This is a genomic window from Streptosporangium pseudovulgare (genome assembly GCF_014648055.1).
GTDB classification, from domain to species: Bacteria; Actinomycetota; Actinomycetes; order Streptosporangiales; family Streptosporangiaceae; genus Streptosporangium; species Streptosporangium pseudovulgare.
Genome location: NZ_BMQJ01000010.1, coordinates 279,397 through 298,460 on the forward strand (window position 1 = coordinate 279,397; position 19,064 = coordinate 298,460).

A 19,064-nucleotide genomic window follows, 5' to 3' on the forward strand; every position below is an offset into this window, starting at 1 on the left:
TCCCCTATAGCCGAAAGAACTGACGACCAGTGGCCCGACCGACCAGCGGCCAGAGCAAGCCGGGGCGCATGCTCCTGGCGCTTCTGGCGCTCATTCTCGCCATGGGCGGGGTGATGGCCCTCAACAAGGCGTTCACCCCCGAGTATGGCCTCGACCTCGCAGGCGGCACCACGGTGACGCTGACGCCCGTCACGCCCAACGGCGGGGCTCCCTCCCAGGAGAGCCTCGACCTGGCCGTGAACATCATCCGTGACCGGGTGAACGGCAACGGCATCTCCGACGCCGAGGTCGTCAAGTCCGGTGACAACATCGTCATCTCCGTCCCCGGAGCAGGCCAGGAGGAAGTCGTAAAGCTGGTCGGCACCACCGCGGAGCTGCGTTTCCGCCAGGTGCTGGCGGTGGGGGAGGGCTCGCCCGCGCCCCCCGGACAGATGCCCACCCAGGCGCCGACGCCGTCCGCCGTCCCGTCGAACGGCAAGGCCACCGACGGCGGCGAGGGCGCGACGACGCCGGCCCCGAGGAGCACCGCCCAGTCCAGCCCGAGCGCCTCGCCCACCGGCCGGGCGCTGTCCTCGGCGCTGACCGCCCCGGACCCGTCGGCCACCCCTTCCACCGAGGCGGAGACGGGGACGAAGAAGGACGCGACGGACCGGCGGGCCGCACGTGAGCCCAAGACCGAGGCCAAGGACGGTGAGGACGCCCCAGCGGACCGGTCGGCGCGCCGGGCGGCCAAGAACGCCGCGGCCCCGTCCGCCACCCCGAGCCCCAGCGCGACCCCGTCCGCCCCGGCGAACGACCCGCTGGCCGGCGTCGACACCACCGGCGTCGACCCCAAGGCCCTTGAGCGGTTCAAGACGCTCGACTGCGCCAAGGACAAGGGCCAGGGCGCCCAGGACGCGCCGGACCAGCAGTACGTCGGCTGCAGCCAGGACGGCTCGGCCAAGTACATCCTCGACAAGGCGGCCGTCACCGGCACCTCGATCGACAAGGCCACCTCCGGCGTCGACCAGACCACCGGCGAGTGGCTCGTCCAGCTGTCCTTCAAGGGCCAGGGCCCGCAGCAGTGGTCGAAGGTCACCACCACCGCCTTCAACTCCCAGCCGCCGCGCAACCAGGTCGCCATGGTGTTGGACGGCGTGGTGATCTCCGCGCCGGTCATCCAGGAGCCCATCACCGGCGGCCGGGCCCAGATCTCCGGCAACTTCACCCAGGTGACCGCCGACGAGCTGGCCAACCAGCTCAAGTACGGCGCGCTGCCGCTGAAGTTCAAGACGGACTCCATCGAGGAGGTCTCCTCCACCCTGGGCGCCGACCAGCTGCGCGGCGGCCTGATCGCCGGAGCGATCGGCCTCGGGCTCGTGGTGATCTACTCGCTGCTCTACTACCGCGGCCTGGGCATCGTCTCGGTGCTGAGCCTCGTGGTCGCCACGGTCCTGACCTACGAGTCGGTGGTCGTCCTCGGCGCCACCGCGGGCTTCCGCCTGTCGCTGCCGCACATCATCGGTCTCATCGTCTCGATCGGCATCACCGCGGACTCGTTCATCGTCTACTTCGAACGCATCCGCGACGAGATGAAGGAGGGCCGCCGCTCGTTGCGGGCGGCCGTCGAGGTCGCCTGGGCCCGCGCCCGGCGCACGATCCTGATCGCCGACGCGGTCATGTTCATCGCCGCCGTGGTGCTGTACTTCCTGGCCGTCGGCGGCGTGGCCGGCTTCGCGTTCGCGATGGGCCTGACCACGCTCATCGACATCGTGGTGGTGTTCATGTTCACCAAGCCGTTCGTCGCGCTCCTCGCCAGGAGGAAGTTCTTCGCCAAGGGCCACAAGCTCTCCGGTCTCGACGCCGAGCGCATGAGCCAGAGCTCCGCCGCCCCGACCGTTCCGCAGGAGGCCTGATGTCCGGCATCGTGAGCCGGCTGTACCGCGGCGAGGTCAACGTCGACTTCGTCGGCCGCAGAAAGCTCTGGTACGGCCTGTCAGCCCTCCTCCTGGCGGTCTCCATCGTCGGTCTGATCGTCAACGGCCTGAACCTCGGCGTGGAGTTCAAGGGCGGCTCGGTCTTCTCCTTCAAGGCCCCCTCGGCGAGCATCGAGCAGGTGCGCGGCACCTTCGAGGAGGCCGGGGCGCACCAGGTCATCGTCCAGGAGACCAACAACGGCTGGCGGGTCACCACCGAGAGCCTGCCGGCCCAGGAGGTCACCAAGACCCAGAAGGCCACGGCGGACGACTACGGCCTGCGGCAGAACGACGTCACCGTCCAGGTGATCGGCGGCTCGTGGGGCGGCCAGGTGGCCAACAAGGCCGTCATCGGCCTGATCGTCTTCATGCTGGCGATCATCCTGTACCTGACGGTGGCCTTCGAGTGGAAGATGGCGCTGTCGGCCATCGTGGCGCTCTTCCACGACCTGGTCATCACCGCCGGCGTGTACGCCTGGTCCGGCTTCGAGGTCACCCCGGCGACCCTGCTGGGCTTCCTGACCATCCTCGGATACTCGCTGTACGACGCGGTCGTCGTCTTCGACATGATCAAGGAGGTCACCGCCAAGCTCGGCACGACCTCCAAGATGACCTACACCGAGGCGGCCAACAACGCCCTGAACCACACGCTGATCCGGTCGCTGAACACCACGCTGGTGGCGATCCTGCCGGTCGCGGCGATCCTGTTCATCGGCACCACGCTGTTCGGCGCGGGCACGCTGAAGGACCTGTCGCTGGCCCTGTTCGTCGGCATGATCGTCGGCACCTACTCCTCGCTGTGCGTGGCGACGCCGATGCTGGTGACGCTGAAGGAGCGCGAGCCGCGCTACCAGGCGCTCGCCCGCCGGGTCGCGAGCCGCGGCGCCGGGTCCGCCCCCGACAAGGGCGCCAGGCAGCCGGTCGCCGCGGCGGCGGCCAACGGCTCCGCGCCGGCCGGCTCCGTGGCCGACGGCGACAAGCGCAAGAAGAAGTAACCCCACCAAGATGGCGCCTCCGCTCCCGTCCCCCGGGGGCGGAGGCGTTTTCGTAAGGAAGTGAAATGAGCGACCTGCGCACCCTCATCCTCGACCGGATCCGCGACGTGCCCGACTATCCGCAGCCCGGCGTGGTCTTCAAGGACATCACCCCCCTGCTCGCCGATCCCAAGGCGTTCGCCGCCGTGGTGGACGAGCTGGCCGGCGCGTACCGGGTGGACAAGATCGTCGGCATCGAGGCCCGCGGGTTCATCCTGGCCGCCCCAGTGGCGCACAAGGCCGCCGCGGGATTCGTCCCGGTACGGAAGAAAGGCAAACTGCCTGCCGAGACGCTTGAGGAGTCCTACGATCTGGAGTACGGCTCCGCCGTCATCGAGGTGCACAGGGACGCCTTCGCCCCCGGAGAGCGGGTCCTGATCGTCGACGACGTGCTCGCCACCGGCGGCACGGCGCGCGCGACGGTGGAGCTGGTCCGCAGGGCGGGCGCCGAGGTCGTCGCCATCGCCGTGCTCATGGAACTGGCCTTCCTCAACGGGCGGGAACGACTCGACGACGTCGAAGTTCGTTCCCTGGTGATCGTCTGATCTCACCCCGATGGGGCAGGGTTCCTGACATGTCTGGATACACTGGAGGATCTGGACTCGAACGTGAGGAGTCTGAGTGCCCCGTGATGTGGTCGTTCCCGACGTGACCGCCGATGGAGGCGGGCCCGAGGAGGCCGCGCCGCCAGGCGGTGCGGGTTCCCCCATGTCCGGAGCCACCGAGGAGAAGCCTGCCGTACGCCGCAGGATCGCACGCTTTGGGGGGCAATGGAGTGGCGCCATGAACCCGGTGCTGGAGCCGTTGTTCCGCACGGTCCGCGCGACGCACCCGAAGGCGGACCTGCGGCTCATCGAGCGTGCCTACGACGTGGCGGCCTACCACCACCGTGATCAGAAGCGCAAGAGCGGGGACCCCTACATCACCCACCCCCTGGCGGTGGCGACGATCCTGGCCGAGCTGGGCACCGACGACGAGACCCTGTGCGCCGCGCTGCTGCACGACACCGTCGAGGACACCGCCTACGGCCTGGACGAACTGCGGGCCGACTTCGGCGACAACATCGCGCTGCTGGTCGACGGCGTCACCAAACTCGACAAGGTCAAGTTCGGTGACGCCGCCCAGGCCGAGACCGTCCGCAAGATGGTCGTGGCGATGTCGCGTGACATCCGGGTCCTGGTGATCAAGCTCGCCGACCGGCTGCACAACATGCGCACCATGCGCTACCTGCCCGAGCACAAGCGGCAGCAGAAGTCCCGCGAGACCCTGGAGATCTTCGCCCCGCTGGCGCACCGGCTGGGCATGAACACGATCAAGTGGGAGCTGGAGGACCTCGCGTTCGCCATGCTCTACCCCAAGCGCTACGACGAGATCGCCCGCATGGTGTCGGAGCGGGCCCCGCGCCGAGACCTGTTCCTGCAGGAGGTCATCGAGAGCGTCTCCAAGGACCTGCGCGAGGCCAAGATCCGCGCGGTGGTCAAGGGGCGGCCCAAGCACTACTACTCGGTCTACCAGAAGATGATCGCGCGCGACGTCGCCTTCGACGACATCTACGACCTGGTGGGCATCCGGGTGCTGGTCGACACGGTCCGCGACTGCTACGCCGCCCTCGGAACGATCCACGCGCGATGGAACCCGGTGCCCGGCCGGTTCAAGGACTACATCGCGATGCCCAAGTTCAACATGTACCAGTCGCTGCACACCACGGTCATCGGCCCCGAGGGCAAGCCGGTGGAGCTGCAGATCCGCACCCACTCCATGCACCACCGGGCCGAGTACGGCGTGGCCGCGCACTGGAAGTACAAGGAGGACATGACGGCCTCCGGCGCCCCGGGGACGAAGCTGAAGCCCGCCAGCGACATGGCCTGGCTGCGTCAGCTCCTCGACTGGCAGAAGGAGACCGCCGACCCCGGCGAGTTCCTGGAGTCGCTCAGGTTCGACCTGTCGGTCTCGGAGGTGTACGTCTTCACCCCGCGGGGCCAGGTGATCGCCCTGCCCGAGGGCGCGACGCCGGTCGACTTCGCCTACGCCGTGCACACCGAGGTCGGCCACCGCTGCATCGGCGCCCGGGTCAACGGCCGCCTGGTGCCGCTGGAGTCGCGGCTGGGCAACGGCGACACGGTGGAGATCTTCACCTCCAAGTCGCCGGACGCCGGCCCCTCACGTGACTGGCTGAAGTTCGTCAAGTCGGGCCGGGCCCGTAACAAGATCCGGCAGTGGTTCTCCAAGGAGCGCCGCGAGACCGCGATCGAGGCGGGCAAGGAGGCCATCGGCCGGGCCATGCGCAAGCAGGGTCTGCCGCTGCAGCGTCTGATGTCGGGGGAGTCGCTGCTGACCCTCGCCAGGGACCTGCGCTACCCGGACGTCTCCGCCCTGTACGCGGCCGTCGGCGAGGGCCACATCGCCGCCCAGGCGGTCGTGCAGAAGCTGGTGCACTCCGTCGGGGGAGTGGACGGCGCCGAGGAGGACATCGCCGAGGTTTCGGTGCCGACGAAGCTGCGGGGCCGTCCCCGCGGCGGCAGCGGCGGCGCCGGCGTGGTGGTCGCGGGCGACTCCGACGTGTGGGTGCGCCTGTCGCGCTGCTGCACCCCGGTGCCCGGCGACGAGATCCTCGGCTTCGTGACCCGCGGGCACGGCGTGTCGGTGCACCGCACCAACTGTCCCAACGGGGAGCAGCTGAAGACCCAGCCGGACCGGCTGGTGGAGGTGTCCTGGGCGTCGGGGACCGACTCGGTCTTCCTGGTGGCGCTCCAGGTCGAGGCGCTCGACCGGCCGCGGCTGCTGTCGGACGTCACCCGCACCCTGTCGGACCAGCACGTGAACATCCTGTCGGCGTCGGTCACGACGTCCCGCGACCGGGTGGCGATCAGCAAGTTCACCTTCGAGATGGCCGACCCCAAGCACCTCGGGCACGTCCTGAAGGCCGTGCGCAACATCCCGGGTGTCTACGACGTCTACCGGGTGAGCGGCGCCGGCTCCTGACCGCCGCCCCGGGGCCCGGCCGTGCCCGCCCCGGGCTCCGCGGAGGAGAGTCCGGCCCCGGGACCGAGGCGCCGACGTGGGGACGAGCCCGCCCCGGGCTCTGCCACGGGGCGCCGTCACGCGGATGAGGGCCGCACCCCGAACCGGGCGCCCGCGAGGGGACGCCCGGCCGCGTATCTTCGGGAGGACCCGCCTCAGGAGAACTCGGCGAGCGTGCGCTCGGCCTCCTCCAGCCAGGAACGGCGGGCTTCCAGGGACTCCTCGGCGTCCTTGACGTCCTTGTCCCGGCCGGCCGCCCTGGCCTTGGCCAGGCGGGCCTCAAGCTGCTCGATCGACCGGTGGAGCTGGTCGACCGTGTTCTGGGCGCGGGCGCGGGCCTCGGGGTTGGAGCGCTTCCACTCCGCCTCCTCGGCCTTGCGGACCGCCTCGTCGATCCGGCGCAGGCCACCCTCCAGGCGGTCGCGCTGCTCCCGCGGGACCGGGCCGGCCGCCTCCCAGCGCTCCAGGACGCCCCGCAGGGCCGCCCTGGCGGACCGGGCGTCGGAGACCGGCAGGATCTTCTCCGCCTCGGCCAGGAGCTGCTCCTTGACCTCGGCGTTGGCCGCGAGCGAGGCGTCGCGTTCGGCGAAGACCGCCGAGCGGGCCTGGAAGAACTGGTCCTGGGCGGCCTTGAACCGGCCCCACAGCTCGTCCTCCACCTCGCGGGAGGCCCGGCCCGCGGCCTTCCACTCCCGCATCAGCTCGCGGTAGGCGGCGGCCGTGGCGCCCCAGTCGGTGGAGGAGGCCATCTCCTCCGCCTCGGCGACGATGCGCTCCTTGGTGGCGCGCACGCCCTCCCGCTGCTCGTCCAGCCCGGCGAAGTACGCCTTGCGCCGCTTGGCGAAGGCCGTACGGGCGGCCGACAGCCGCTTCCAGAGCGCGGCCTCGGTCACCCGGTCGATGCGCTCGGCGGCCTTCCACTCCTCGATGAGCTGGCGCAGCCGCTCGCCCCCGCTCTTCCAGTGGGTGGTGTCCTCGGCGATCCGCTCGGCCTCGCCGACGATGCGCTCCTTGACGGCCCTGGCCTCGGCCCGGGCCACGTCGCGCGCCGCCTTGACCTCCTCGCGGCGCTGGGCGACCGTCTCCGTGAGGGCGTTCAGGCGGCCCAGCAGCGCGTCGAGGTCACCGACGGCGTGCGCGCCGGTGATCGCCTCACGCAGCTTGACGATCGTCGCCTCCGCCTGGGCCGGCGGCAGGTCGGTGCCGCGGACCCGCTGTTCCAGCAGGGTGACCTGCCCGGCCAGCTCGTCGAACTTGCGATGGAAGTAGGCGAGTGCCTCTTCCGGCTCGCCGGCCTGCCAGGACCCGACGGCCCGTTCTCCCTCAGCCGTACGCACGTAGACGGTGCCGTCGTCGTCTACCCGGCCCCACGGGTCGGTGCTCACCGTGTCCTCCCGCACTTTCATCAGCCTTTCGAGGCTAACCGCATCTTGGTTGTATTACGTCAGCTCTTGCCGGACATTGTCACGTTTTTGATTTCGACGGTTTCCTTCGGAGCCCCGGTGCCGTCGGGTCCCGGCGTGATGACGCCTCCCTTGTTCACCTCATCGATGATCTCCATCCCCTTCGTGACCGTACCGAACGGGGTGTAGTTCGGGGGGAGCTGGGTGTCGCCGTACACGAGGAAGAACTGACTGCCGTTGGTGTCGGGACCACTGTTGGCCATGGCCACGACGCCGCGGGTGTACTTGGCGCCGTCGAGGTTCTCGTTGACGAAACGGTACCCCGGCCCGCCCTGGCCGTCGGTCTCGCTCTTGCCGTCGGCCTTGGCGAGCGGGTCGCCGCACTGCAGGACCGGGAACTGGTCGGAGCCCAGCCGATGGCACTTGGAGCCGTCGAAGTAGTTCTTCTTCGCCAGGAAGGCGAAGGAGTTGACCGTGCACGGGGTCTTCTCCGCCGACACCTTGATCACGATGTCGCCATGGTTCGTCTTCAGCGTCATCGTCGCCGGCGAGGTGTCCACCTTGGCCGGCGGCATGCCGACGTTCTTCGCCGCCCCCTCGGTGTCGGGGACGTAGCCGCAGGTGCCGGTCGCCGGGTCGAACGCGGCGGGCTTGGGCCCCTCGCTCGCGCTCGCGCTCGCGGCCGGGCCGGGGCTCCCCGACGCCGACGCGGTGGAGGTGGCGTCGGAGTCACCGCCGCCGAGCAGGGCGGTCGCGGCGACCACACCGCCCACCACCAGCACGACCCCGGCGGTGGTGCCGATGACCGCGGTGCGCTTCGCCCTGGCCTCACGCTCGACGCGCCGCTTCGTCTGCCGCTCGTAGTGCTCGCGCGCCAGCTGCTTCTGGCGGTCCTTGCCGCTCACCGCTTCGCCCTCCCGAGTGCCGGAGTGTTACTTATTGAGGTGGGCGAATCGTATCGGCCAAAGGGTGATGGTTCGCAGCCCGGCGACCCGCACCGGTACCCTTCGGTTACATTCCCATCCGTATTCTTGACGAGATCGGCTGAGGCAGATGCTCATCGCCGGCTTTCCCGCCGGGTCGTTCCAGACCAACTGCTACGTCGTCGCTCCCGCCGCCGGCGAGGAGTGCGTCGTCGTCGACCCCGGGCAGAACGCGGTCGCCGACCTCGACGACGTGCTGCGCGAGCACCGGCTGCGGCCGGTCGCGGTGCTGGTCACCCACGGGCACGTCGACCACATGTGGTCGGTCGCCCCCGTCTGCGGCGCCCGCGACGTCCCCGCGTGGATCCATTCCGAGGACCGCGATCTGCTGTCCGACCCCGGCAAGGGGCTGCCGCTCGCGGCCAGGCAGCAGTTCTTCGGCGGGCTGACCTTCACCGAGCCCGACGACGTCCGCGAGCTGGCCGACGGCCAGGTGCTGGAGCTGGCGGGCATGGAGATCACCGTCGACCACGCCCCCGGCCATACCAGGGGGTCGGTGACCTTCAGGCTGCCCGCATCCGAGGAGATCCCGGATGTGATGTTCTCGGGCGACCTGCTGTTCGCCGGCTCCATCGGCCGCACCGACCTCCCGGGCGGCGACCATCCGACCATCCTGCGCAGCCTGGCGGCCAAGTGCCTGCCGCTGCCGGACGAGACGGTGGTCCTGCCCGGCCACGGACCACAGACCACGATCGGCCGCGAACGCGCCACCAACCCGTACCTCGCCGAACTCGCCGGGCGAGTGGAGTCGGCGCCGGGAGCGGGACCCACCAGGGGACTATAAGAGATGACTCTGCAGGCGCCCAAGGGCACCTTTGACTGGCTTCCACCCCGTTCGGAGGTGGCGCTCGCCGTACGTGAGGCGCTGACCGCTCCGGTCCGCCGCGCCGGCTACGGCTACGTCGAGACCCCCGTCTTCGAGGACACCGCACTGTTCGTCCGCGGGGTGGGCGAGTCCACCGACATCGTCTCCAAGGAGATGTACACCTTCACCGACAAGGGCGGCCGCTCCCTCACGCTGCGGCCGGAGGGCACCGCCTCGGTCGTGCGGGCGGTCCTCCAGCACGGCCTGCACAACGGCCAGCTGCCCGTGAAGCTCTGGTACTCCGGCAGCCAGTTCCGCTACGAGCGGGCCCAGAAGGGCCGCTACCGCCACTTCTGGCAGGTCGGCGCGGAGGCGCTGGGCGCCGAGGACCCGGCACTCGACGCGGAGCTGATCGTGATGGCCGCCGACGGCTACGCCGGTCTCGGGCTGACGGGTGTGCGGCTGCTGCTGAACACGCTGGGCTGCCGGGAGTGCCGTCCCGCCTACCGCGCGGCGCTGCAGGACTTCCTGCGCGCGCTCGACCTCGACGAGGCCACCCGGCAGCGTGTCGAGATCAACCCGCTGCGCGTGCTCGACGACAAGCGGCCCGAGGTGCAGGCGCAGCTCGCCGGCGCGCCCCTGGTCGTCGACCACCTGTGCGAGGCGTGCAAGACCTACCACGAGGAGGTCCGCGCGCTGCTGACCGCCTCCGGCGTGACCTACACCGACGACCCGAGGCTGGTCCGCGGGCTCGACTACTACACGCGCACCACGTTCGAGTTCGTCCACGGCGGGCTGGGCTCGCAGTCGGCGGTGGGCGGCGGCGGTCGCTACGACGGCCTGAGCGAGATGCTCGGCGGCCCGGCCCTGCCCAGCGTCGGCTGGGCGCTGGGCGTCGACCGCACCGTCCTGGCCATGGAGGCCGAGGGGCTGCTCGGAGCCGAGGAGGCCGCCTCCCGCGTGCAGGTGTACGGTGTGCCGCTGGGTGAGGAGGCGCGCCGCCGGATGTTCCTGCTCATCACCGAGCTGCGCCGCGCGGGCCTCGACGCCGACATGTCGTTCGGCGGCAAGGGTCTCAAGGGCGCGATGAAGGGCGCCGACCGGTCGGGCGCGGACTACGCCGTGATCCTCGGCGAGCGTGACCTCGCCGCCGGGTCCGCCCAGGTCAAGAATCTGGCCAGCGGTGACCAGACCGCCGTGCCGCTCGCTGAGATCGTCGAGACTCTGAAGGAGAGACTGAGGAAATGATCCGCACGCACGAAGCGGGATCACTGCGCAAGGAGCACGCGGGCGAGCAGGTGACGCTGGCCGGATGGGTGGCGCGCCGCCGCGACCACGGAGGCGTGGTCTTCATCGACCTGCGCGACGCCTCCGGCTCCTCCCAGGTGGTCTTCCGCGAGGAGGACGACGCGCACGGCCTGCGCGCCGAGTACTGCGTCAAGGTCGTCGGCGAGGTGCGGGTCCGTCCCGAGGGCAACGAGAACCCCGACCTGCCGACCGGCGAAATCGAGGTCGTCGCCTCCCGGGTCGAGGTGCTCAGCGAGGCCGCGCCGCTGCCGTTCCCGGTCGAGGGCGCCGCGGGCGTCTCGGAGGAGGCCCGGCTCAGGCACCGCTACCTCGACATCCGCCGCCCGCAGGTCGCGCAGGCCCTGCGGATCCGCTCCAAGGCCACCTACCTCGCCCACGAGGTGATGCACGAGCACGGGTTCAACTACATCGAGACCCCGACGCTCACCCGCTCCACGCCCGAGGGCGCCCGCGACTTCCTGGTCCCGGTCCGCCTGCAGCCGGGCAGCTGGTACGCCCTGCCGCAGTCGCCGCAGCTGTTCAAGCAGCTCCTCATGGTCGCCGGCATGGAGCGCTACTACCAGCTCGCCCGCTGCTTCCGCGACGAGGACCTGCGCGCCGACCGCCAGCCGGAGTTCACCCAGATCGACGTTGAGATGTCCTTCGTGGACCAGGACGACGTCATCGCGCTGGGCGAGGCGCTGGTCGGCCGCGTCTGGAAGGAGATCGTCGGCTACGAGCTGCCGTCGCCGCTGCCCCGGATGACCTACGCCGAGGCCATGGCGCGCTACGGCTCCGACAAGCCGGACCTGCGCTTCGGCCAGGAGCTCGTCGAGATGACGGAGTACTTCTCCGGCACCTCCTTCCGGGTCTTCCAGGCCCCGTACGTCGGCGCCGTGGTCATGCCGGGCGGCGGTTCCCAGACCCGCCGGGAGCTCGACGCCTGGCAGGAGTGGGCCCGGTCGCGCGGCGCCAAGGGCCTCGCCTACGTCCTCGTCGGCGAGGACGGCACGCTCGGCGGCCCGGTGGCCAAGAACCTCTCGGAGAGCGAGAGCGCCGGCCTGGCCGAGAAGGTCGGCGCCGCCCCCGGCGACGCCGTCTTCTTCGCGGCGGGGAAGCCCTCGGAGGCCCGCGACCTGCTCGGCGCGGCCCGGCTGGAGATCGGCCGCCGCTGCGGGCTGATCGACGAGTCGCAGTGGAGCTTCCTGTGGGTCGTCGACGCCCCGATGTTCGAGGAGGACGGCGAGGGCGGCTGGACCGCGGTGCACCACCCGTTCACCGGCCCCAAGCCCGAGTGGGCCGACAACTTCCAGGACCACCCGGCCGAGGCCCTGGCCTACGCCTACGACATGGTCTGCAACGGCATGGAGATCGGCGGCGGCTCCATCCGAATCCACCGCGCCGAGATGCAGCAGCGCGTCTTCGACGTGCTGGGCATCTCCAAGGAGGAGGCCGAGAGCAAGTTCGGCTTCCTGCTGGAGGCGTTCAAGTACGGCCCGCCGCCGCACGGCGGCATCGCCTACGGCTGGGACCGCATCTGCATGCTGCTGGCGGGCGGAGACTCCATCCGCGACGTCATCGCCTTCCCGAAGACGGCCTCCGGGTTCGACCCGCTGACCGGCGCGCCCACCCCGATCACGGGTGAGCAGCGCAAGGAGGCCGGGGTGGACGCCAAGCCCAAGAGCGAGGCGTAAACCCCGCGCGGCGTGCGGCCGGGCCCCGGACGGATCCTCCCGTCCGGGGCCCGGCCCGTGTGCGGGGCCGTACGGGTTCCTCCCGCGGGCTCCGGCGCCGTGGGCCCGGCCGGGCCCTCACGGGCTGCTCCGGCGGCCTCAGCGGTCCTTCCGCCGGATCCCCGTCCCCATCGCCCGCGAGGCGGGACGGGCCCCGTGGCCGCGTTCGGGGCCGTGCGCGGGGGAGCCTCCGCGGCGCGCCCGGGGCCGGGACCGGCCGCCGGGCGCGGGGGAGGGCCGTACCCGGCTCCGGACGCGGGAGGACGAGCCGCCGGGAGGTCCCGGCGCGGACGACCCCGGACACGCGGAAGGCCGGTGTTCCGGCGGGCCCGCGCGGACCGCCGGAACACCGGCCTTCCAAGAGCCCTCTAGGAGAGCTTCACGTCCTTGACGATCACCGGGATCTTGGGCGCGGTGGAGCCGCCGTCACCGGTGATGTCATCGGGGTTGGTGATCCACCCGCCCTGGGAGATCTTCTCCAGGATGTCCATGCCCTTGGAGACCATGCCGAACGGCGTGTAGGCGGTCTCCAGCTGGGTGTTCTCCTCGCCCAGCGAGAACCAGAACTGGCTGCCGTTCTGGTTCGAGGCGTCCGCCGGCTGGGCCAGCGACACCACGCCCTTGGCGTACGGCATGCCGAGGTTCTCGTCGTCGAAGACGTAACCCGAGGTGCCCTGGCCGTCGGTGGGGTTCTTGCCGTCGGCCTTGGCCTGCGGGTCGCCGCACTGCAGCAGGGACACGCCGGAGTTCTCCGGGGTGGCCAGACGGTGGCACTTGGTGCCGTCGTAGAAGTTCTTCTTGGCCAGGAACGCCAGGGAGTTCACGGCGCAGGGAGCCTGCTGCGTCATCAGGTCGATCACGATGTCACCGTGGTTGGTGGTGACCGTCATGGTCTTGAGCTTGAGGTTGGGCTTGCTCGGTGGCATGCCCACCTTCTTGGCGGGCGCGCCGCTGGTGTCCTTGCGGTAGGAGCAGGTCACCTTGCCGGGGGCGGCCGGGATGGTCGGGGTCGCCTGGGGCGCCGCGGTCGAGGGGGCCGGGGAGGAGGCGGCCGCGGGCTTGGGGTCGTCTCCCCCCGTGAAGGCCGTGATGGCGACCGCGCCCGCGGCGACGACGGCCACGGCGACGCCGGCACCGATGAAGGTGTTCCGCTTCGCCTTGCCCGCCTGCTCGGCACGCTGAGCCTGCCGCTCCTTGTGCTCTCGCGCCAGCTGGCTCTGGCGGTCCTCGCCGCTCACCGCTATGTCCTCCAGGTATGCCGTCGGGTTTGCCGTCTCATTACTTTCGACTGGCCGAAAGCGTACCGGCCCCCAGGTGTGCTGAACGTAAGTGACGAGTGTCAACGGCGGAGGTACGTGGATATTTACGTGCTTTGTCCTGCTGTGTTGTGAAGCTTCCACGCGATAGATTCCGATCTCCGGCGCCGGCGGCCGGCAACGGCGCCCGGCGCCGGCGAGAGCGGCGACCCCCATCGACCGGAGCACCACATGTTCGACGAGATCCTCGGCCTGCCCGCCCACCCCCTGATCGTCCACGCCGCCGTGATCGCGGTCCCGGCCCTCGCGGCCCTGGCCGCCGTCTACGGGCTGGCGCCCCGCACGCGCCCCGCGCTCGGCTGGGCGGTGGCGGGGCTGGCGGTGGCCGCCCCGATCGCCGCCTTCGCCGCCAAGGAGAGCGGCGAGTCGCTGGAGCACCGGAACTTCGCCTCGGCGACCGGGACGCTGGCCCGGCGCATCGCCGAGCACGAGGAGTTCGCCGATCCCCTGCTGATCGCCGCCCTCGTGCTGGGCGTGCTCTCGCTCGTCCTGCTCCACCTCGTGCGCCGCGGCCGGGACGGCGGTGAGGGCGGTGGCCGGGAGGGTGGTGGCGGCCGCGCGGTGACGACGTCCGTCGCGGTGCTCACCGCGGTCGTGGCCGTCGTGGCGGGCTACTACGCGGTGCGGGCCGGCCACAGCGGCGCCGTGGCCGTCTGGGGAGGCTGATCCGGGGCGCCCCGCCCCGCGGCCCCGGACGGTCCCGGCCCCTGCGGTCCCCGGCCGCCGCCCGCGCGCCCTGGCGGTACTGTCGAGACGTGGACAGCCTGTTCGACGCGGTGGCGGAGGAAACCCATCGGGGCCACGAGCCCCTGGCGGTGCGGATGCGCCCGCGCGGCCTGGACGAGGTGATCGGCCAGCGTCACCTGCTGGGCCCCGGCACGCCGCTGCGCCGGCTCGTCGAGTCCGAGGCCCCGATGTCGCTGTTCCTGTGGGGTCCGCCCGGCACGGGCAAGACCACCCTCGCCTACGTCGTCGCCGGCGCCACCGAGCGCCGGTTCGTCGAGGTCTCCGCGGTGTCGGCGGGCGTAAAGGAGGTCCGCGCGGCCATCGAGTCGGCCCGGCGGGAGCTGGGCATGTCCGGCCGGCAGACGGTCCTGTTCGTGGACGAGGTGCACCGCTTCAACAAGGCCCAGCAGGACGCCCTGCTGCCCGCGGTGGAGAACCGCTGGGTCACCTTCATCGGCGCGACCACCGAGAACCCGTTCTTCTCCGTCATCTCGCCGCTGCTGTCGCGCTCGCTGCTGCTGACGCTGGAACCCCTGTCCGACGACGACGTCAGGAAGGTGCTGGAGCGCGCCGTCACCGACCCGCGCGGCCTGGACGGGAAGGTGACGCTGGCGCCGGAGGCCGCCGACCACCTTGTACGGCTGGCCGGCGGCGACGCCCGCCGCTCCCTCACCTACCTGGAGGCCGCCGCGCTGATCGCCGACGGCGAGATCACCGTCGAGACGGTCGAGCGCGCGGTGGACAAGGCGGCCGTGCGCTACGACCGCCAGGGCGACCAGCACTACGACGTGATCAGCGGCTTCATCAAGAGCATGCGGGGCTCCGACGCGGACGCCGCGCTGCACTACCTCGCCCGCATGGTCGAGGCGGGCGAGGACCCCCGGTTCATCGCCCGCAGGATCGTCATCTTCGCCTCCGAGGACGTCGGCATGGCCGATCCCACCTGCCTGCAGGTCGCGGTGGCCGCGGCCCAGGCGGTGGAGTTCGTCGGTCTGCCCGAGGGACGGCTCAACCTCGCCCAGGCGGTGATCCACTGCGCGCTGGCCCCCAAGTCCAACGCCGTGATCACCGCCGTCGACGCCGCCGCCGCGGACGTGCGGCGCGGCGACATCGGCCAGGTCCCCGCCCACCTGCGCGACTCCCACTACGCCGGGGCCGGCAAGCTCGGCCACGGCGAGGGCTACAAGTACCCCCACGACTTCGAGCACGGCCTGGTCCGCCAGGACTACGCCCCGGCCGAGATCCGTGACCGCCGCTACTACCGGCCCACCCGGCACGGCGCCGAGGCCGGCTTCGCCGACCGCTGGACGCGGATCCGCGCTTTCCTGCGCGGCCGCTGACCACCACCGCCCGGGCCGTTTCCCCCGGTCCCTCCTCGTCGTTCGCGGGACGCGTGCCGGGAACGGGCGGTGAGACGCGATAGGGTCTTGCCGTTCCAGCCGGGTGAAGTAGGGAGATCGGCGCATGCTCACCGCCGGAGAGGTCGCGGGCCTGATAGTCGCCATGTTCTGGGCGATCCTGGTCTGCTTTCTTGCCGTGGTCCTGGTCAGGCTGGCACGCCTGCTGACCCAGACGTCCAAGATGGTCTCCGATCTGGGCGACCGCGTGGTGCCGCTGCTGGAGGACGTGACGGCAACCGTCAGCGAGGCCAACCGCCAGCTCGTCGCCGTCGAGGCCATCGCCAAGGACGTCAAGCAGGTCAGCGGGCACGTCGCCAAGGTCAGCGACGTCACGCAGACCCTCGTCACCGGGCCGCTGATCAAGGTGGCGGCGCTGGGCCACGGCGTCCGGCAGGCCCTGGGCGCCCGCCGCTCCCGCGGCCGGTCCGCCCCCCGGGTGCTGGAGGGGCGCAGGTCATGATCCGCCGGCTGTTCTACATGTCCCTCGGCGCGTTCTGCGCGGTGTGGACAATGCGTAAGCTGCAGGCATTGCATCCGAACCACGTGGCCCGGCGCACCCTTCACGGCGCCGCCGGGATGCTGGAGCAGGCGCGGGAGTTCGCGGGCGACGCCCTGGACGGCGCCGCCCGGCGGGAAACCGAGTTGCGCTCCCGGTTCGGGCTGGACAGTGTTGACGACACCAACCACTACGACGTAAAGGACGGCCGCTGAAATGGAGTCGGCAGAGATCGCGCGCCGCTTCCTGCGCTTCTTCGAGGAGCGTGGGCACACCGTCGTGCCCTCGGCCAGCCTGATCGCCGAGGACCCGACGCTGCTGCTGGTGCCCGCGGGCATGGTGCCTTTCAAGCCCTACTTCCTCGGGCAGCAGAAGCCCCCGTTCAAGCGGGCCACCAGCGTCCAGAAGTGCGTGCGCACCCCTGACATCGACGAGGTCGGCAGGACCACCAGGCACGCCACGTTCTTCCAGATGCTCGGCAACTTCTCCTTCGGCGACTACTTCAAGGAGCAGGCGATCCCGCTCGCCTGGGAGCTGCTGACCAAGCCCGAGTCCGAGGGCGGTTTCGGCTTCCCCGCCGACCGCCTGTGGGTCACCGTCTACCAGGACGACGACGAGGCCTACGGCATCTGGCACGAGAAGGTCGGCGTCCCGGCCGAGCGCATCCAGCGCCGCGGCCTGGAGGACAACTACTGGCACATGGGCGTGCCCGGCCCGGGCGGCCCCTGCACCGAGATCTACTACGACCGCGGCCCCGAGTACGGCAGGGACGGCGGTCCCGTCGCCGACGAGAACCGCTACCTCGAGGTCTGGAACAACGTCTTCATGCAGTTCCAGCTCGGCGCGGTCCGCAGCAAGACCGACTTCGACGTCGCCGGCGAGCTGCCCGCCCGGAGCGTCGACACCGGCATGGGCCTGGAGCGCATGGCGGCGATCCTGCAGGGTGTCGACAACATCTACGAGATCGACACCACCTACAAGATCCTCGACCGGGCCGCCGAGCTCACCAGGACGCGCTACGGCCGCGACGAGCGCGCCGACGTCTCGCTGCGGGTCGTCGCCGACCACGTCCGCACCAGCGTGATGCTGGTGGCCGACGGCGTGCTGCCCTCCAACGAGGGCCGCGGCTACGTGCTGCGGCGCATCCTGCGCCGCGCCGTCCGCAACCTGCGCCTGCTGGGCGCGGGCGAGGAGCGCTACATGCACGAGCTCACCGCGGTGACCATCGCCGTGATGGGCGAGCTGTACCCCGAGCTCAGGGCCGACGCCCCGCAGATCCACGCCGTGATCGACGCCGAGGAGGCGTCCTTCCTGGGCACCCTCCGCACCGGCACCGCGATCTTCGACGCGGCGGTGGAGGAGACCAAGCGCAAGGGGCGGGGCACCCTCGGCGGTGACCAGGCCTTCCAGCTCCACGACACCTACGGCTTCCCGATCGACCTGACCCTGGAGATGGCCTCCGAGCAGGGCCTCAAGGTCGACGAGGAGGGCTTCCGCCGGCTGATGAAGGAGCAGCGCGACCGCGCCAAGGCCGACGCCGCCGCCAAGAAGACCGGCAACGCCGACATCTCGGTGTTCGGCCGGATCCTGGAGAAGACCGGCAAGGTCGACTTCCTCGGCTACGACCAGGTGACGGCCGAGGCGCAGGTCATCGGCCTGCTGGTGGACGGCGCCCCGGTCCCTGCGGCCGGAGCGGGCACCACGGTGGAGGTCGTGCTGAGCCGTACCCCCTTCTACGCGGAGGGCGGCGGCCAGCTCGCCGACCAGGGCGTCATCCGCACCGACGGCGCCGAGGTCGAGATCGTGGACGTGCAGTCCCCGGTCGCGGGCGTCATCGTGCACCGCGGCAAGGTCCGCGGCGGGGAGATCCGGGTGGGCGACCAGGCCCAGGCCGAGATCGACGTCGAGCGGCGCCGCGCCATCTCCCGCAGCCACACCGCCACCCACCTGGTGCACCGCGGCTTCCGCAACGCGCTGGGCGAGACGGCGGCGCAGGCCGGCTCGGAGAACTCGCCCGGCCGCTTCCGCTTCGACTTCACCGCCGCCGGCGCCGTGCCGCCCAGCGTGCTGCGCGACGTCGAGGACGAGGTCAACGCCGTCCTGATCAACGACCTCACGGTCAACGCCTTCCACACCTCCCAGGCCGAGGCCCGGGCGATGGGCGCGCTGGCCCTGTTCGGCGAGAAGTACGGCGAGACCGTCCGCATCGTCGAGGTCGGCGACTACTCCCGGGAGCTGTGCGGCGGCACCCACGTCGCCAGCTCCGGCCAGCTCGGCCTGGTCAAGGTGCTGGGCGAGTCCTCGATCGGCGCCGGTGTGCGCCGCGTGGAGGCCCTGGTCGGCCTGGACGCCTTCCGGTTCCTGGCCCGCGAGAGCGTGCTGGTGGCCCAGCTGTCCGAGCAGCTCAAGGCCCGCCGCGAGGAGCTTCCCGAGCGGATCGAGGGCATCGTCACCCGGCTGCGCACCGCCGAGAAGGAGCTGGAGCGGCTCCGCTCGGCCCAGGTGCTCGCGGTGGCCGGTGAGCTGGCCGCCGGTGCCCGCGACCTGGACGGCGTCTCGGTCGTGACGCACCGGGCGCCCGACGGCACCTCCCCGGACGACCTGCGCAAGCTGGCGCTCGACGTGCGCGGCCGGTTCCCCGCCGACCGCGCCGCCGTGGTCGTCGTCGCCGGCGTGCCCGGTGACCGGCCCGTCGTCGTCGCGGCCGTCAACGATGCCGGGCGTGCCCGGGGCCTGAAGGCCGGCCGGCTCGTCGGCGTCGCGGCCAAGGCGCTCGGTGGCGGCGGTGGCGGCAAGGACGACGTCGCGCAGGGTGGCGGGGCCCGTCCCGAGGCGATCGGCGACGCGCTCGGCGCCGTGCAGCAGGCGATCGTGCAGGCGGCCTCCTGACGCCGGGTGTCCGAGG

15 protein-coding genes are annotated in these 19,064 nt (G+C 71.3%); 12 read left to right on the forward strand and 3 right to left on the reverse strand.

Features of this window, described 5'->3' with window-relative positions; all coding sequences use genetic code 11:
* The first annotated feature begins 68 nt into the window (after nucleotides 1-68).
* From secD to IEZ10_RS21290, 4 genes are all read left to right on the forward strand, one after another.
* Nucleotides 69-1,895, forward strand: coding sequence for a protein translocase subunit SecD (gene secD, locus IEZ10_RS21275; protein WP_189248238.1), 1,827 nt, complete (start codon nucleotides 69-71; stop codon nucleotides 1,893-1,895).
* Nucleotides 1,895-2,950: a protein translocase subunit SecF gene (gene secF / locus IEZ10_RS21280; RefSeq protein WP_189248239.1), complete on the forward strand. Its 1,056-nt coding sequence runs from the start codon at nucleotides 1,895-1,897 to the stop codon at nucleotides 2,948-2,950. The genes secD and secF overlap by 1 nt, the downstream gene beginning before the upstream one ends.
* A 65-nt stretch (nucleotides 2,951-3,015) precedes the next feature.
* A complete protein-coding gene (locus IEZ10_RS21285; RefSeq protein ID WP_189248240.1) occupies nucleotides 3,016-3,534 on the forward strand; it encodes an adenine phosphoribosyltransferase in 519 nt (172 codons plus the stop codon).
* A gap of 238 nt (nucleotides 3,535-3,772) precedes the next feature.
* A complete protein-coding gene (locus IEZ10_RS21290) occupies nucleotides 3,773-5,971 on the forward strand; it encodes a RelA/SpoT family protein (protein WP_189248241.1) in 2,199 nt (732 codons plus the stop codon).
* Nucleotides 5,972-6,165: 194 nt separating this feature from the next.
* On the opposite strand, the gene IEZ10_RS21295 is transcribed toward IEZ10_RS21290, so the two are convergent.
* Both IEZ10_RS21295 and IEZ10_RS21300 read right to left on the reverse strand, forming a co-directional pair.
* Nucleotides 6,166-7,416: a DUF349 domain-containing protein gene (locus IEZ10_RS21295; RefSeq protein WP_189248242.1), complete on the reverse strand. Its 1,251-nt coding sequence runs from the start codon at nucleotides 7,414-7,416 to the stop codon at nucleotides 6,166-6,168.
* Between the two features lie 38 nt (nucleotides 7,417-7,454).
* Complete coding sequence (locus tag IEZ10_RS21300; RefSeq protein ID WP_189248243.1) at nucleotides 7,455-8,318, reverse strand: peptidylprolyl isomerase; 864 nt, start codon at nucleotides 8,316-8,318, stop codon at nucleotides 7,455-7,457.
* Between the two features lie 148 nt (nucleotides 8,319-8,466).
* On the opposite strand from IEZ10_RS21300, the gene IEZ10_RS21305 reads away from it, so the two are divergent.
* From IEZ10_RS21305 to aspS, 3 genes are read left to right on the forward strand one after another with little or no spacing between them, the layout of a single operon-like run.
* The gene (locus IEZ10_RS21305; RefSeq protein ID WP_189248244.1) at nucleotides 8,467-9,180 is read left to right on the forward strand and encodes an MBL fold metallo-hydrolase; all 714 of its coding nucleotides are present in this window, start codon (nucleotides 8,467-8,469) and stop codon (nucleotides 9,178-9,180) included.
* Between the two features lie 3 nt (nucleotides 9,181-9,183).
* Entirely contained in the window at nucleotides 9,184-10,449 is a 1,266-nt protein-coding gene (gene hisS, locus IEZ10_RS21310; protein ID WP_189248245.1) for a histidine--tRNA ligase, read from the forward strand.
* A complete protein-coding gene (aspS, locus tag IEZ10_RS21315; protein ID WP_189248246.1) occupies nucleotides 10,446-12,182 on the forward strand; it encodes an aspartate--tRNA ligase in 1,737 nt (578 codons plus the stop codon). Before hisS ends, aspS begins: the two co-directional genes overlap by 4 nt.
* 407 nt (nucleotides 12,183-12,589) lie before the next feature.
* Here the strand turns inward: aspS and IEZ10_RS21320 are convergent, their stop codons facing one another.
* Nucleotides 12,590-13,459, reverse strand: a complete 870-nt coding sequence (locus IEZ10_RS21320) for a peptidylprolyl isomerase (protein WP_189248247.1) — start codon at nucleotides 13,457-13,459, stop codon at nucleotides 12,590-12,592.
* Between the two features lie 249 nt (nucleotides 13,460-13,708).
* Here IEZ10_RS21320 and IEZ10_RS21325 point away from each other — a divergent pair, with 249 nt between their 5' ends.
* The 5 genes from IEZ10_RS21325 (at nucleotide 13,709) to alaS (ending at nucleotide 19,048) form a co-directional block, all read left to right on the forward strand.
* Complete coding sequence (locus IEZ10_RS21325) at nucleotides 13,709-14,203, forward strand: DUF2231 domain-containing protein (RefSeq protein WP_189248248.1); 495 nt, start codon at nucleotides 13,709-13,711, stop codon at nucleotides 14,201-14,203.
* An 89-nt stretch (nucleotides 14,204-14,292) separates the two neighbouring features.
* Nucleotides 14,293-15,603, forward strand: coding sequence for a replication-associated recombination protein A (locus IEZ10_RS21330; RefSeq protein ID WP_189248249.1), 1,311 nt, complete (start codon nucleotides 14,293-14,295; stop codon nucleotides 15,601-15,603).
* A 124-nt stretch (nucleotides 15,604-15,727) separates the two neighbouring features.
* A complete protein-coding gene (locus tag IEZ10_RS21335; RefSeq protein WP_189248250.1) occupies nucleotides 15,728-16,123 on the forward strand; it encodes a DUF948 domain-containing protein in 396 nt (131 codons plus the stop codon).
* A complete protein-coding gene (locus tag IEZ10_RS21340; protein ID WP_179827830.1) occupies nucleotides 16,120-16,374 on the forward strand; it encodes a hypothetical protein in 255 nt (84 codons plus the stop codon). Before IEZ10_RS21335 ends, IEZ10_RS21340 begins: the two co-directional genes overlap by 4 nt.
* 1 nt (nucleotide 16,375) lies before the next feature.
* On the forward strand, nucleotides 16,376-19,048 hold the full coding sequence (alaS, locus tag IEZ10_RS21345) for an alanine--tRNA ligase (protein ID WP_189248251.1): 2,673 nt from the start codon (nucleotides 16,376-16,378) through the stop codon (nucleotides 19,046-19,048).
* Nucleotides 19,049-19,064: the final 16 nt, after the last annotated feature.

Bases quoted from the DNA above. Each gene is read 5' to 3' on its own strand.
- secD (WP_189248238.1), top strand. From the start codon at position 69: ATGCTCCTGGCGCTTCTGGCGCTCATTCTCGCCATGGGCGGGGTGATG.
- secF (WP_189248239.1), top strand. From the start codon at position 1,895: ATGTCCGGCATCGTGAGCCGGCTGTACCGCGGCGAGGTCAACGTCGAC.
- IEZ10_RS21285 (WP_189248240.1), top strand. From the start codon at position 3,016: ATGAGCGACCTGCGCACCCTCATCCTCGACCGGATCCGCGACGTGCCC.
- IEZ10_RS21290 (WP_189248241.1), top strand. From the start codon at position 3,773: ATGAACCCGGTGCTGGAGCCGTTGTTCCGCACGGTCCGCGCGACGCAC.
- IEZ10_RS21295 (WP_189248242.1), bottom strand. From the start codon at position 7,416: ATGAAAGTGCGGGAGGACACGGTGAGCACCGACCCGTGGGGCCGGGTA.
- IEZ10_RS21305 (WP_189248244.1), top strand. From the start codon at position 8,467: ATGCTCATCGCCGGCTTTCCCGCCGGGTCGTTCCAGACCAACTGCTAC.
- hisS (WP_189248245.1), top strand. From the start codon at position 9,184: ATGACTCTGCAGGCGCCCAAGGGCACCTTTGACTGGCTTCCACCCCGT.
- aspS (WP_189248246.1), top strand. From the start codon at position 10,446: ATGATCCGCACGCACGAAGCGGGATCACTGCGCAAGGAGCACGCGGGC.
- IEZ10_RS21325 (WP_189248248.1), top strand. From the start codon at position 13,709: ATGTTCGACGAGATCCTCGGCCTGCCCGCCCACCCCCTGATCGTCCAC.
- IEZ10_RS21335 (WP_189248250.1), top strand. From the start codon at position 15,728: ATGCTCACCGCCGGAGAGGTCGCGGGCCTGATAGTCGCCATGTTCTGG.
- IEZ10_RS21340 (WP_179827830.1), top strand. From the start codon at position 16,120: ATGATCCGCCGGCTGTTCTACATGTCCCTCGGCGCGTTCTGCGCGGTG.
- alaS (WP_189248251.1), top strand. From the start codon at position 16,376: ATGGAGTCGGCAGAGATCGCGCGCCGCTTCCTGCGCTTCTTCGAGGAG.